General features: G+C 39.3%; 13 protein-coding genes. 8 read left to right on the top strand and 5 right to left on the bottom strand.

Annotated elements, in window-relative coordinates:
• Positions 1 to 17 precede the first annotated feature (17 nt).
• Positions 18 to 659, top strand: coding sequence for a phospholipid-binding protein MlaC (locus AC2117_RS02060; protein ID WP_197730968.1), 642 nt, complete (start codon positions 18 to 20; stop codon positions 657 to 659).
• Positions 660 to 670: 11 nt separating this feature from the next.
• A complete protein-coding gene (locus tag AC2117_RS02065; protein WP_042895242.1) occupies positions 671 to 958 on the top strand; it encodes a lipid asymmetry maintenance protein MlaB in 288 nt (95 codons plus the stop codon).
• Positions 959 to 1,030: 72 nt separating this feature from the next.
• On the opposite strand, the gene AC2117_RS02070 is transcribed toward AC2117_RS02065, so the two are convergent.
• Complete coding sequence (locus AC2117_RS02070) at positions 1,031 to 2,044, bottom strand: magnesium and cobalt transport protein CorA (RefSeq protein ID WP_004639553.1); 1,014 nt, start codon at positions 2,042 to 2,044, stop codon at positions 1,031 to 1,033.
• Between the two features lie 157 nt (positions 2,045 to 2,201).
• Here AC2117_RS02070 and AC2117_RS02075 point away from each other — a divergent pair, with 157 nt between their 5' ends.
• On the top strand, positions 2,202 to 2,783 hold the full coding sequence (locus tag AC2117_RS02075) for a TIGR00730 family Rossman fold protein (RefSeq protein ID WP_133971617.1): 582 nt from the start codon (positions 2,202 to 2,204) through the stop codon (positions 2,781 to 2,783).
• Positions 2,784 to 2,796: 13 nt separating this feature from the next.
• Complete coding sequence (locus AC2117_RS02080; protein ID WP_133971618.1) at positions 2,797 to 3,195, top strand: NUDIX hydrolase; 399 nt, start codon at positions 2,797 to 2,799, stop codon at positions 3,193 to 3,195.
• Between the two features lie 5 nt (positions 3,196 to 3,200).
• Here AC2117_RS02080 and AC2117_RS02085 read toward each other — a convergent pair whose 3' ends face one another.
• Together AC2117_RS02085 and recG are read right to left on the bottom strand one after the other, a co-directional pair.
• Positions 3,201 to 3,830, bottom strand: coding sequence for a ComF family protein (locus AC2117_RS02085; RefSeq protein ID WP_133971620.1), 630 nt, complete (start codon positions 3,828 to 3,830; stop codon positions 3,201 to 3,203).
• Positions 3,823 to 5,868 (bottom strand): ATP-dependent DNA helicase RecG, encoded by a 2,046-nt coding sequence (gene recG, locus AC2117_RS02090; protein WP_133971622.1) that lies wholly within the window; start codon positions 5,866 to 5,868, stop codon positions 3,823 to 3,825. Before recG ends, AC2117_RS02085 begins: the two co-directional genes overlap by 8 nt.
• 20 nt (positions 5,869 to 5,888) lie before the next feature.
• On the opposite strand from recG, the gene AC2117_RS02095 reads away from it, so the two are divergent.
• Together AC2117_RS02095 and AC2117_RS02100 are read left to right on the top strand one after the other, a co-directional pair.
• Entirely contained in the window at positions 5,889 to 6,704 is an 816-nt protein-coding gene (locus AC2117_RS02095) for an NAD-dependent epimerase/dehydratase family protein (RefSeq protein ID WP_133971624.1), read from the top strand.
• A 79-nt stretch (positions 6,705 to 6,783) separates the two neighbouring features.
• Positions 6,784 to 7,767 (top strand): putative solute-binding protein, encoded by a 984-nt coding sequence (locus AC2117_RS02100; protein ID WP_133971626.1) that lies wholly within the window; start codon positions 6,784 to 6,786, stop codon positions 7,765 to 7,767.
• Between the two features lie 46 nt (positions 7,768 to 7,813).
• Here AC2117_RS02100 and plsB read toward each other — a convergent pair whose 3' ends face one another.
• On the bottom strand, positions 7,814 to 10,378 hold the full coding sequence (gene plsB / locus AC2117_RS02105; protein WP_133971628.1) for a glycerol-3-phosphate 1-O-acyltransferase PlsB: 2,565 nt from the start codon (positions 10,376 to 10,378) through the stop codon (positions 7,814 to 7,816).
• Between the two features lie 276 nt (positions 10,379 to 10,654).
• Between plsB and AC2117_RS02110 the strand changes: the two genes are divergently transcribed.
• Both AC2117_RS02110 and AC2117_RS02115 read left to right on the top strand, forming a co-directional pair.
• Positions 10,655 to 11,527 carry an acyl-CoA thioesterase gene (locus AC2117_RS02110; protein ID WP_003653674.1) on the top strand — a complete coding sequence of 291 codons (873 nt, stop codon included), beginning with the start codon at positions 10,655 to 10,657 and terminating at the stop codon, positions 11,525 to 11,527.
• Between the two features lie 137 nt (positions 11,528 to 11,664).
• Positions 11,665 to 12,903 carry a dicarboxylate/amino acid:cation symporter gene (locus AC2117_RS02115; RefSeq protein WP_133971630.1) on the top strand — a complete coding sequence of 413 codons (1,239 nt, stop codon included), beginning with the start codon at positions 11,665 to 11,667 and terminating at the stop codon, positions 12,901 to 12,903.
• Between the two features lie 47 nt (positions 12,904 to 12,950).
• Here AC2117_RS02115 and AC2117_RS02120 read toward each other — a convergent pair whose 3' ends face one another.
• On the bottom strand, positions 12,951 to 13,901 hold the full coding sequence (locus tag AC2117_RS02120; RefSeq protein ID WP_133971632.1) for a metal-dependent hydrolase: 951 nt from the start codon (positions 13,899 to 13,901) through the stop codon (positions 12,951 to 12,953).
• Positions 13,902 to 13,971 lie beyond the last annotated feature (70 nt).

Here is a 13,971-nt window from a genome sequence, read left to right on the forward strand (position 1 = left end):
TGAAGGAGTGGTTCCTGGTGAATACGTTGTTTAAACAAACCCTGACAGCAAGTCTTTTGTCTACCATGATTGTCGGTACAGCTTTTGCTGCGCCTTCAGAAGCACCGCCTGAGTTTATCAAGCGTGTTGCTGATGGTTTGATTACTCGTTTAAAAGCTGATCATGCTAAATTGCAAGCAAACCCTGCTTTAGTGAAGGCTATCGTACGTCAGAATTTAGACCCGTATGTTGATTCACAAGCATTTACACGCATTGTGATGGGTACTTATGCAACAAATCAGTATAGTACAGCTGAACAACGTGCTCAGTTTGAAACAAACTTCCGTAATACATTAATTGAAAATTACGGTAGTGCATTTGCTAAGTATACGAACCAAAGCTATACAATGCGTCCTTATAAAGCAACTGCGGGTAAAAACCCTGTAGTGACATTGGACTTTAATCACAATGGTGAAAAAATTCCTGTGTCTTTCCAGTTAGCTGATAAAGGTACTCAGTGGAAAATCCGTAATATCAATGTTTCTGGTATTGATTTAGGATTGCAGTTCCGTAACCAGTTTGCTGCAACTGTGAAGCGTAATGGTGGTGATTTAACTAAAGCCATTGCAACCTTCCAACCTGATGCAGATGCTGCTGTAAATCAGAAAAAACAGAAATAAGTAGGTGAAGAGTGATTCAGTATCTCAACCAGCAATTGGTTGTTTCGGGAAAAATTGATTTTGAAAATGCGGAACAACAGTATCAAGCAGGTTTAGCTATCATTAAGAAGCAGCAAAGCTTCCCTTTGGTGGTAGATTTAACACAGCTTGAGCATGGTAGTACCTTGGCATTGGCTGTTTTAGTCCAATGGTTACGAGTGACTCCACAAAAAGCTGGTTTACATTTTAAAAATGTACCTGAAAAAATGCTGAAGATCATTCAAGCTTGCCATTTGCAGGAAGATCTACATCTGATTTGATCTGTAAAATATAAAAAAGCACCTAAATATAGGTGCTTTTTTATGCTTAGAATTAGCATTTTATTACAAAGCTTAGATCCATTTTTTCCAGCGGAAGTAAATGATGGGACCAATAAAGAAGCCCATAATAATGAGTAAAACAATAAAGAAACTAGTCGTACCATGTGCGAAAGGTAATACATCTGTGTTCATGCCATAGATACTGGCAATGAGCATAGGTGGAGCTAACATACTTGGTAAAATCGAGAATCGACGGATCGTGTCATTCTGCTCGGTATTAATGAATCCAGACGTTGTATCAAGCAAGAATCGTACTTTTTGGAACAAGAAAGCATCATGTTCTACGAGTGAGCGAACATCCTCACTAAGTTCTCGAATATCTGCATCGTAAATATGACTGCCTAATGCGCGGGGACGTGATAAAAAAGTAAGTACACGTCGCAAATCAATTAAACAGAGCTGCGCTTTTCCTAACATATCTTCTTGTTGAGCTAGGCGTGTAATCATGTCATCAAGATCTAGAATTTGTTCACGTTGGTGGTTATTGAGAACTTCAGTAGAGTATTTTTCTAAATCTTTGTGGATATCTTCTAAAATATCCGCAAGCTCATCGAGTTTTGCCTCAAGAAGACCTAATAAAATCCATGTGGGGTCCTTATAGTCCATGTCGTAGTCGTTGCGACGAGCGCGTGCACGGAAGGCACGAAAAGCCACTAGTTTTTCGCCACGCATTGTAAATAGACGGTCTTTATGTAAGATAAATGCAACCGTTTGCACCATGGCTAAAATGTGCGATGAGTCTTCTGCATCACCATCAACTTGATAATTTTTATTTTTCGTTAAAAAATAGGTGCTGATATGCAAAATACCGTCATCATCACGGTAAAATCGTGCTGAGGATGAAATATCTTCAAGCGACTTTAGTGTAGGTAAGTTTTGATCATAGGCATCTAAGACCCATTGTTGCTCTTCTTGAGAGGGGGCAATAAGATCAAGCCAGACTAATTCGGGATGTAGATCAAATCCACCATTGATGGTGGCATCTTCCAGACTTCCGCGTTCTGTGGCATAAAAGGCTTCAAGCATGTGTCTTTTTTCCTCACGCAGTCTGATGGAAATGGATGGGTGTATTTTAGACAAGGATTTGCCGAAAAACACTTGCTAATACGCTATTTTGCAAAAAAAAACTCTATCGATAGTTTAGTTTGTCAGCATGACAGTTCAGTAAAACGGTTTTTATACTATGAATTCAATTTGTATTTTCTGTGGTTCATCTCTTGGTTCAAACCCAATTTTCCAACAAGTTGCCCAAGTTACAGGCGAGGCAATTGCAAAACAGGGTAAAACCTTGGTTTATGGTGGTGGCCGTTCGGGCTTAATGGGTGTTGTCGCTGATAGTGCCTTACAAGCTGGTGGACAAGTCATTGGCGTAATTCCTCGTGCTTTGGTCGATCGTGAGTTAGCTCATCCGGGCTTAACCAAATTATATGTGGTCGAAAATATGCATGAGCGTAAAACCAAAATGGCAGACCTTTCCGATGGTTTTATTGCTTTGCCAGGCGGCGCAGGCACATTAGAAGAAATCTTTGAACAATGGACTTGGGCTCAATTAGGTATTCATCAGAAACCATGTGCTTTTTTAAATGTAGCTGGCTTTTATGAAGATTTACTTAAAATGATTCAAGGTACAGTGGATAATGGATTTAGTCAGGCGCGCTTTGTCGATAAGTTAATTGCTTCTGATCAAATTGAAACCATTCTAACTCAATTTGAACATTATAAGGCGCCGCAACCCAAATGGATAAATGCTGATGTTCAGCCATAAAGAGGTTAAATAGGTGAAAACAATTACGGTCGCTGCTGCAGTGATCTTGAACGAGAAAAATCAGTTGTTGCTCGTAAGAAAGCGTAATACCCATGCTTTTATGCAAGTGGGTGGTAAGCTGGAACCGAATGAGGCACCAGAGATCACAATGCAGCGAGAAATTTTAGAAGAAGTTGGAAGTTCTTGTGTAATTGAGCAATTTCTTGGACGTTTTGAAACAGCAGCGGCGAATGAACCAGATCATATTCTGGTAAGTCATTTATATCTTGTTCAGCTCGATCAAGTTCCTAAAATTGCAGCCGAAATTGCAGAAATGAAGTGGATAGAGCTAAATGATTCAGAAACTCACCTCGCACCCTTGACTCGTGAAGTTGTTATTCCTTGGTGTGAGCAGCATCTATCTACTTTTTAATTAACTTAGCTCGTTAAAGTTGCTGCTAAACAAGCTGCATGAATGGATGTACATCCGAGTTGTTTTATTGCCTGACTGAGGGCATAAATTGAGCTTCCGGTTGTGACCACATCATCAATAATGAGAATGCGGCGATAGCGCCGTTTTTCATGAGTGAGTGCAATAAATTGCTGTTCAATATTTTCAAGTCTTTCTAAGCGTGAAAGCCCTTTTTGCGAATGCTCGGCAAGGCGTTGTACTGGCTGCCAAATAGGTGTTTTTAATTGCTTGCTTAAGATATTTGCGAGTAACAAAGACTGATTGAAACCACGTTCAATTAAGCGTTGATTCGAAATTGGCATAGGTACAATAGCCTGTACTTTAGGAAATTTTAGTTGCTGTAGAATTTCACCTAACAAGATTTGATAATGTAATTTTTGTTCATATTTAAACTGCTGAATAATCCGGTTAACTGGATATGCATAATCACAGGCTACAAGAACTGATTGATTATTGCGCTGAATTGTTTGTTTAAGCCAAGGTAACTGTCCCCAACAGTCCTTACAGAGCGAATGTTTTTCTCGCACACCTGACTCACACAACAAGCAAGGTGATAGTGAATGGATAAGATGTTGCGGATTTAAGAAACTAAACATATGCGTAGCGAGGCGCTTCTGGAAGCCAACGTTTTAATAATGCATCTGCTTGTTCTGGGTAATCTTTTAATACTTGTTGAGCTACATAATGAGCTTGACTGAGTAAGTGATCATCTCGCTCTAGACGAGCTACTCTAAATCCCATATCTCCAGTTTGTTTAGTACCCAGTAATTCACCTGGTCCGCGTAATTCCAGATCTTTTTCTGCAATCACAAAGCCATCATTACTCTCTCTTAAAATAGAAAGCCTCTCTTGCCCATTTTGTGAAAGGGGCGTTTTGTATAAAAGTACGCAAAAACTGGCTTGAGCGCCTCGACCTACACGACCACGTAACTGGTGTAACTGAGAAAGCCCTAAACGCTCGGCATTTTCAATCACCATAATAGAAGAGTTAGGAACATCTACTCCAACTTCAATGACCGTGGTGGCAATAAGAAGCTGTAATTCATTATTCTTAAACGCTTGCATGACCGATTGTTTTTCGTCGGCTTTCATTTTGCCATGCACCAAGCCAATGTGGAGCTCAGGAAAGCGTTCTTTCATTTCTTGATAGGTTGCTTCAGCTGCTTGAGCATCTAAAGTTTCAGACTGTTCAACCAGTGTGCACACCCAATACGCCTGTTTCCCATCTCTGCAATTCGAAGCAATTCGTTGAAGTACTTCCTCACGACGATCAAGCGGAATCGTAACCGTTTGAATTGGGGTACGACCCGGTGGTAACTCATCAATAATTGATGTGTCTAAATCACCATAAGCACTCATTGCCAGTGTTCTTGGAATAGGAGTGGCTGTCATGACGAGTTGGTGCGGGGTGAACTGCTCAGCACCTTTATTACGCAGAGCTAGGCGCTGATCTACGCCAAACCGATGCTGTTCATCAATAATCACTAGACCTAATTTTGCAAATCCAACGGTATCTTGAAATAACGCGTGTGTACCAATAATAAGTTCAGCATGACCTTCTTTAATTTGCTGCTCTGCTTGAGCACGCGCTTTACCTTTTTGTTTTCCAGACAACCATGCGACAGTAATACCTAATGGTTCAAACCAACGCTTAAAATTCAAATAATGCTGTTCTGCAAGAATTTCGGTAGGAGCCATTAACGCAACCTGCCAATCAGCTTCTAAAGCATGGCAAGCAGCTACAGCTGCAACCAAAGTTTTTCCAGCGCCTACATCGCCTTGTACTAATCGCAGCATTGGTTGGTGCTGTTTTAAATCATTCAAAATTTCTTTAGATACACGTTTTTGTGCATTGGTCATTTGAAAAGGCAAAGCTTCTAATAACTTTTTAGCTAATATTTTACTACTTGAAAAAGCCGGAGATGCAATTTGACGGATATAAGCACGGCGATTAAGTAAACTAATTTGGTGTGCAACCAACTCTTCAAAAATAAGCCGTTGTTGGGCTGGATGTGAACCTTCGGCCAATTGAACCATATTGGCATCAACTGGCGGCTCATGAATGTAATACAAAGCCTCTTTGAGGGCATAGCCATTGGTATATTGCTTAGGCAGTAGCTCTGGCAAAGCATCACTATGATGTTTTAATGCTTGTTTTACATACTCACGTAATTTTGGTTGGGTTAGACCCTCAGTACTTGGGTAAATTGCTGTAAGTTGGGTCTTTGGTAGGGGAGTATGTTCATTAATGAGGTGAATTTCAGGATGATACATCTCAAGGCCACGCGCTCCTACGCGAACTTCACCAAAAATACGTAAGCGATGACCGGGTTTTATTTTGTCAGTGAGGTTTTTATAAATATGATAAAAGCGTAAGGTGACTTTACCGAATTCATCTTGAACCAAGGCTGCCATAGATTTTCGTTTTCCCGGAGGGAAATCAATTGATCTGACCTCACCTTCGAGTAAATAGCTACGCCCAACCACCAGTTGATTCATTGCAATAATCGTACTGCGGTCTTCATAATCACGTGGCAGATGAAACAGTAAATCATCTGTGGTAAAAATATTTAGTTTTTCGAGCAGGGCTGCTGAAGCCGATCCAACGCCTTGTAACTGATGGACTGAAGTCATGTCCCCTCAACGAGTATTCTATGCATATATTATTTATCGGTTATGGTAAAACATCTCAGCGTGTTGCTAAACAACTATTTGAGAAAGAACATCAAATTACCACAATCAGCCGTAGTGTAAAAACGGATAGTTACGCAACCCATCTAGTTCAAGATATCTTTAAACTTGATTTAAGTAAAATTGAACCTGTAGATGTCGTATATATTTTACTTTCCCCGACAGAAGGTACGGTTGAGGGCTATCAGCATACGTATGTAGATAGTATTGAACCGATTCGAGAAGCATTAAAAATACATCCGGTAAAAAAAATAATTGTAGTCTCTTCTACGCGGGTATATGGTGAAAATACAGGAGAGATCATTGATGATTTTAGCGAAATTCAGCCAAGTGATGCACAAGGCCATATATTGCATACTATGGAGCTACTTTGGCAGAAGCACTATCCAAACCAATGTGTAATTGTTCGCCCTACAGGTATTTATGGAACTTCCGTTACCCGTTTGAAGAAAATGGCTGAAAATAGTCAAAGCTATCCAAATATACATTATAGCAATCGAATACATATTGATGATTTAGCAAGATTTTTGGCTTTTATGGCTCGTTATGAAACTGATCAAGCGAGCTATATTGTGACTAATAATCAACCATTGCCCTTGCATGAAATTATCTTGTGGTTTCAAAAACAATTGGGATTGCCCGAGTTAACTTTAGAATCGAACCACACTTCAGGTAAAAGAATTTATGCTAAACACTTGCTTCAAACAGGTTTTCAATTAGAGCATCCAATTTGCTTTAATGACTATTTATTATGTTTAAATGTTCATGGTACAAAATAAAATTTTGATTAAACTTTAAATAAGAATAGAAATACCTGATGAGGCAGCCAAATTGCCGATAAAGATAAAAAGGTTGAAAGTGAAAAAAATTTGCTTAGCTCTTATTTTGAGCATAACAACAGCTTATAGTTGGGCCGAGGATCAGGTGTGGTGTGCATATGACCCGATTGGTTCCCAAGGGGATATCACACGTCGTTTAAATGACATTCGATTATATGCCCAGCAATATCAAGTCAAATTTAAAGTGGTTACTTATCAAAAAGAACAACAGGCCATACAGGCTTTTGATGAGGGTAAATGTTCAGGTTTAGCGGCATCTAATTTTAATACTTATCGTTATAACCAGTTTATGGGGAGTACCGCAGGTATCGGGCTCATTCCTAATAATCGTACCGCTAAAAGCTTATTGCAGCTTTTAAATCATCCAACAGTCGAGAAAAGGCTCATTTCTAAGGACTATGAAGCAGTAGGGATGATTCCTATTGGCACTGCTTATATGGTCCTAAAAAATAAGAAAATCTCTAGGGTTGCTCAATTAAGAAATCAACGTATTGGCGTATTACCAAATAATCCACCACAACAGGCATTGGTCCGAAGTGTGGGTGGTCAGCCAGTTTATGTTGATTTATCTAATGCAATTGTTCAGTTTAAGCAAGACAAAATCGATATTGTTCCAGCTCCTATATATGGATTATTGCCCTATAATTTACAGAAAGAATTTGGGCCAGATGTCCAAGTCATTAACTTTCCTTTGGCATATTTCGGTGTCAATTTAATTATTAAGCCACAAGCTTATCCTGCTAATTTTGGCCGAAAAATTCGAGGATGGTTTGTTCAAAACAGTCAATTACTGACTAACCGTGCGACCCAGTGGGAAAATCATTTACCTGCTTATTATTGGGTAGATGTCTCTTTTTATGAAAAACAGAGCTATGACGTTATGGTTGCAAAAATACGCAATCAGTACGTACTTTCAGGTTATTACGATGCTTATTTTGTTCAACTGATGAAGCGTCTGCGTTGTATGGATGATCCGCGCTATTTTGAATGTCCAATTCGCTAATAAAATAAAAGGCAACATTCGTTGCCTTTTATTTTGATTCAAAATTTTAAGATTTTTTACGCTTTAGACGTCGTTTTGCTTGTTGAGATGCCATAGCTTCAAGAGCATCTTTTAATTCTTCGTCGGTAAAGGTCGTGATGTGCTGTAACATTTGTAAGGTTACTTCATCAAGAACCAACTGTGCACCCGCAGCCATTTGACGGAAATTATCATCAAACTCGATTTGGCCTTGGTCATTGGTTCGAATGTAGTTTTGCTGTGTAAGTACTTTTAAGAAGCTTTGGAATAAAGCTTTGTCGAAGAACTCTGGCGAATTAAATTCATATAGAACTGACAAACGTTGTCCGAGTAAATGACTTAATTCTTCAACCTGTTTAGCAGAAATATTACCCGAACCACGTTGAGTAATGAGCGCAAGCGTCATGTAGTAACGCTCAAGGCTTTGCTTAACAGGAGTAGCTAAAACAACAAGCTGATTGTGCTCTTCAGTATTTGGTGCAGAGCTAATCAAGTTACCTTCATCGTCTTGTTGAATCAGTTTCGATTGAACCAATGCATCTGCATATTGCTCAATTTGTTCTTTAAGTTCGCTACTCTTCCATTTAAGGAATAACTCTGCCTTCAAGAATGGATAAAGGGTATAGATGACATTGGTTAAATCTGAACGGCTAATTTTTCCATTGTGTTCAACAAGTGATGCAACCAATGACGGTAAAACAAAGGCGTGCAAAATGTTATTACGGAAATAGGTCAGAAGAACAGCTTGGTTATCTTCAATCGCAATAATATCGCCGAGTGCATGCTGAACTCGTTTAATGAGTTTAAGCTTTAAACCATAAGCAATAATTTCTTTACCAGAAAGTGGGGTTACTTCCATACGTTGGTCATATGGAAAGTTTGATGCCAGATTGCGATAAGCTTCAAGTTGCTTAATACAGATTTCTTCATCAAGCGTATGCTTTGGAGTTGCAAGCAAAATAATAGAAAGTAAAGAGACAGGGTTAATCACCACAGCTCGGTTAATATTTTCTAAAATTGCATGTGCAGAGCTATTTACTGCATCTGAAACCGCTTGAGGAATTGGGTCGTCATTTTTCTCGATATAAACATTTTCTGCATTATGTTGCTTAAGCAGATCATCAAGGAAAACAGGCTCACCAAAGTTCACGTGGACTTTACCGAAAATACGTTCAATCTTTCTTAATGTTTTCACAATACCAAAAATTGATTCAGCTTCTTTTGGCTTACCTTGCATTTCACCCACGTAGGTCGAGCCTTCCATCAGTCGTTCATAACCAATATAGGTTGGTAAGAAGACGATAGGTTTAGCACGGCCACGTAAATGGCTGTGAACTGTCATGGCAAGCATGCCAGTTTTAGGCGGTAATAAGCGTCCTGTACGTGATCGTCCACCTTCAATAAAGTATTCGAGTGGCGTGTTACGTGACAAAATACTATATAAATATTCTTTAAATACTGTTGTATAAAGGCCATTTCCACGGAAAGAACGGCGGATAAAGAATGCACCGCCTCCACGTAAAAGTTGTCCTACAAATGGTAGATTTAAGTTATCACCCGCAGCAATATACGGAACCATTAAGCCACGTTTATAAATCACATAGGATAATAATAAATAGTCAATGTGACTGCGGTGGCAAGGTGTATAAACCACTTCATAGTCTTTTGCCAGTTCACGAACAGTGCTGAAGTTATGCACTTCTACGCCGTCATAAAGCTGGGTCCATAAGCGCGTTAAAGCAAGATCGGCAAAGCGTACAGCTGAGTGTGAATAATCCGATACGACTTCGTTCACATAACTAATCGCACGGCGTTCAGCTTCGAGCATGCTAACTTTCCCGCGAATACTTTCACGGCGAATAGCTTCTTGCACATCGCGAGATTTTACAACCGACTGCATAACATTACGGCGATCCGATAAATCGGGGCCTAATACCACTTCACGCTGACGGTCTAAATAATCATTTAATGTACTTACAATATAAGTTGCTGGTGAAAGATTTGGATAATGCTGCTGTGCATATTCAACCAGTTCACGTAGCGATTGCGGTTCATGAAATTCTAAATACGACTGGCGACCATGTAAGCCAATGTTGACCAATTGCTTAACGGTGCTTGGTGTAGCCCAAGTATCTGAAAATAATAGCTTAAACCAAGAATCTTCTTTATCTGGCGTACGGCCCCATAAAACGGTAACCGGAACAAGTTCTATATCAAGTTCAGGATTTTCTTGTAAGACTTCAATTAATTTTAGTAAGCGTGGTGGAAAAGCATGAGGAGGAGGATTCAGGAAATTATTTTCATCATTATGCTGTAAAAATAAAACCGATGCTTTTTCCTGATGGGTGCCAACAACTAATGGGTCTAACGCAGGTTTTAAATTTAAACGACGCGTTTCTCCATCAACCACCAAAGCATTGCTTCGAGAATGGTTTTGTAAGACATAACATACCACTTTCTTGCGGTCAGTCTTTGCTTCTGTTTCTGATACTGGTTCAGTAGGAACTTCCCCAAGAACATGTGGTGTTACCACGAGGTCAAGTAGTTTACTCGAAAGCCGACGATACATTTGACCAAACCCACTCTTGGACATAAGAACTCCTACTTCTTAAAGACAAATCCCAGCACCAAATGCGGAGGGTAATTATTTTGAGGCATTTATTGAAAAAAACAATATGCTAATAGCTTATAAATTATAATGCTTTTGGCATATTTTATCGTTAAAAATCGTATTTTTAGCTGTTATATGAGCAATGTTCGTCATAAGTTGACTGATTGTTCCATGTTCAAATAGTTTTTTATGGCACAATAGATTCTACACATCTGTCCTTTAATACGATTTTTTACCTGAAACATGAAGGTATCTCTCATGAATGCGTTAACCCAAGAACTAGTCGAGCTTCTCACTTTAGAAAAGCTAGAAGAAAATATTTACCGTGGCATGAGCCGTAATCTTGTCGGTAAACGTGTCTTTGGTGGACAGGTTTTGGGTCAGGCTTTACGTGCAGCATCTTATACTACTGATCGCCCAGCGCATTCTTTACATGCATATTTTTTATATGGCGGCGATATTAATGCCCCGATTATCTATGAAGTAGACCGTTTACGGGATGGGAAGAGCTTTGTAAGTCGTCAAGTTCGTGCGATTCAGCATGGACGAGTCATATTTTCAGCGATGGTTTCTTTTGCCAATCCAGAAGAAGGCTTGAACTATCAACATCAAGAACCTGAGTATCCTGCACCAGAAACGCTTAAATCTGAAAATGAGTTGAAACAGGGTATTTTAAACTTTGTACCTGAAAATGTTCGCGCGAGTTTCATGCGTGAGCGCCATGTAGAAATTCGCCCAATTGATCCGGTAAATCCATTTCAGCCGCAACCCGAAGCTCCATATAATGCGCACTATATCCGTACGCATGACCGTATTCCAAAACAATTAGATGATATTGCACTGCATCAAGCGATTGTTGCCTTTTATTCAGACTTTACCTTAATGACAACGGCTTTAAGACCGCATGGGCTGAGTTACATTTCTCCAAGTTTGCAATGTGCAAGTATTGATCATGCGATTTATTTCCATCGTCCACTGCGTGCGGATGAGTGGATGTTGTATGACATGGAAGCAACCGTAAGTGCGGCTTCAAGAGGTTTAAACTTCGGACGTATGTGGCAAAATGGTCAGCTTGTATGCAGTACAGTACAAGAGGGTTTAATCCGTTTACGGGAAATTGAAACTCAATAGGCCTTTTAAAAAAGCCATCTAATCAGATGGCTTTTTTTATTTTTAATGGGAACGATGTGACAAAAAATTTCTCGAATGAAAAGCAAGCTCATGTCATATTGTAAATAGGTACGCCAACTGAAAAAAATAATGCTGATATGAACTTAAATACACAAATTCTGATTGCCGCCATTTTAGGTTTGGCCTTTGGTTTCCTACTCACAATGTATCCAGATACAGCTTTTGTAAAACATAGTTTATATGGGCTTGGAATATTAAGTAGTGTTTTTATTGGGCTGCTTAAAATGCTTTTGGTACCTTTAATTTTTAGTTCGATTGTTGTAGGTGTATCAAATCTACAAGCAGGCGGACAGTTAGGGCCAGTCTGGAAAATTACATTTTTATGCTGTTTAACTACCACGACTTTAGCTCTAATTTTAGGCATTAGTTGTGCTCATTTGTTTGAAGTAGGACGTGGCATAGATATTTCTATTTTTCAGAACTCTATGCAAAATTATCAAGCACCAGATAGTTTAAACCCCGCAAGTTTTTTCACGAATTTTATTCAAAATACTTTAATCAATCCATTTAAAGCATTTAGTGATGGTAACGTTTTAGCTGTCGTGGTCTTTGCTTTATTTGTTGGTGTCGCTTTGGTACAGGGTGGGGAACGTTTCAAAAGTATTCGTGTATTGAGTCACCAATTCTTTGAAATGATGATGCTGCTGGTTGGCTGGGTCATGAAATTAGCGCCTTTGGGTATTTTTGCTTTATTAGCAAAGTTAATGGCAACAGAAGATATTTCAGTATTAAGTCGTTTGGCTGAGTTTGCAGCCGTTGTAACGGGTACAACTATTTTTCATGGTGCCGTTGTTCTACCACTACTTCTTTGGATTTTTGGCCGTATGAGCCCGTGGACCTTTTTTAAAGGAACGCGTACAGCCCTGATTACAGCATTTGCAACTAGTTCTAGCTCTGCCACTATGCCGCTGAGTATGAAATGTGCACAAGAAAACTTGGGTGTACGTCCTCAAACCGCAGGATTTGTTATTCCACTAGGCACCCAGTTAAACATGGATGGTACTGCTTTATATGAAGCAGCAGCAGCACTGTTTGTAGCAAATTTAGTGGGCTTGGATTTAAACCTGACACAGCAAATTATAGTCTGTTTAACAGCAATGATTGCATCACTTGGTGCGCCAGGAATACCTAGCGCTGGCATGGTCACCATGATTATGGTTTTACAATCGGTGGGTTTGCCCGCCGAGGCAATTGCAATTCTGCTCCCGATTGACCGTTTATTAGATACAGTAAGAACGGTGGTAAATGTGCAGGGTGATATGATGATTAGTGTGGTTGTAGACCGTTATACGAAAGATAAAGATATCAGTGTCTAATATCTATAAATCAAAAAAAAGCAGGATTTAAATCCTGCTTTTTTATTTTAAGCGGCTTGTAGCTCTGCTCTTTTTGCTGCTGGAGATTGCGATAAATAACCAACCGCATCTTCAGTGCTGCCTTCTTTGACTGGATCATACCAAGGCATGAGGTAATCAATTTGTTGAGCAATAAGCCAGATAGGATTTGGTAAAACCTGATTATCTTTACGGCTAATTTTGTACCATTCTACAGCAACCCAAACTGGGAAAAATCTAGATTTAGCAGCATCGGCAAAACGTGGGTCTTGCTTCATAATATGTGCTGCACCGTCTACCCATAATCCGAGTACCAGTACAATCACTGCAAGACTTAAGTAGTAACGTGGAATATAGCCACCACCAAGATGACGATATAAATCAAAGGCTACGGTACGGTGTTCAATTTCTTCTGAACCATGCCATTTAACCAGATCGACCATTTCAGGATCGGCACCTAATTCTTCCCAACGCTTGTTATAAAGTGCATATTTACCTAACACACAGGTCATGTGTTCGACTGTGGCAACAACTCCTAAACGGAATAAATCCCATTGGTCTTGTAAAAAATTTGGAACTTCTTTATCAAATGGTTTATCTGCTAAAGCTTTATTAAATAAATAATTCATAATGTCCAGATTTCTCTGGATATCAATATTACGGACGCTTAAATATTCTTTGTTTGCAGAAGTATGTGCGTTGGCATGCATAGCTTCTTGACGGATAAAAGCTTGGACATCTTGTCTAAGTTTTTCGTCAGTAATACTTGGTAAAACCTTGTTGTATAAACGGCAAAACCAGAACTCTCCAGCTGGCAAAATATTATTAATTTCATTAATAAAATAGCTTGCGAAAGGCTGATTAGGAATCCAGTCGACAGGGGTATCTTTCCAGTCAAATTTTACTTTACGTGGAAGAATTTTATAATCAATAGAAGAACCTAAAGCCTTGTTCTTCAAAAAAGATAACAATTTCATCATTTAGTCCTGATTTTTAACTCGATGAAGTTAACAACGAGTATAAAAAAAGCCCCTACATTTGTGTTTAGCA

This window comes from Acinetobacter calcoaceticus, from assembly GCF_900520355.1.
GTDB classification, from domain to species: domain Bacteria; phylum Pseudomonadota; class Gammaproteobacteria; order Pseudomonadales; family Moraxellaceae; genus Acinetobacter; species Acinetobacter calcoaceticus_C.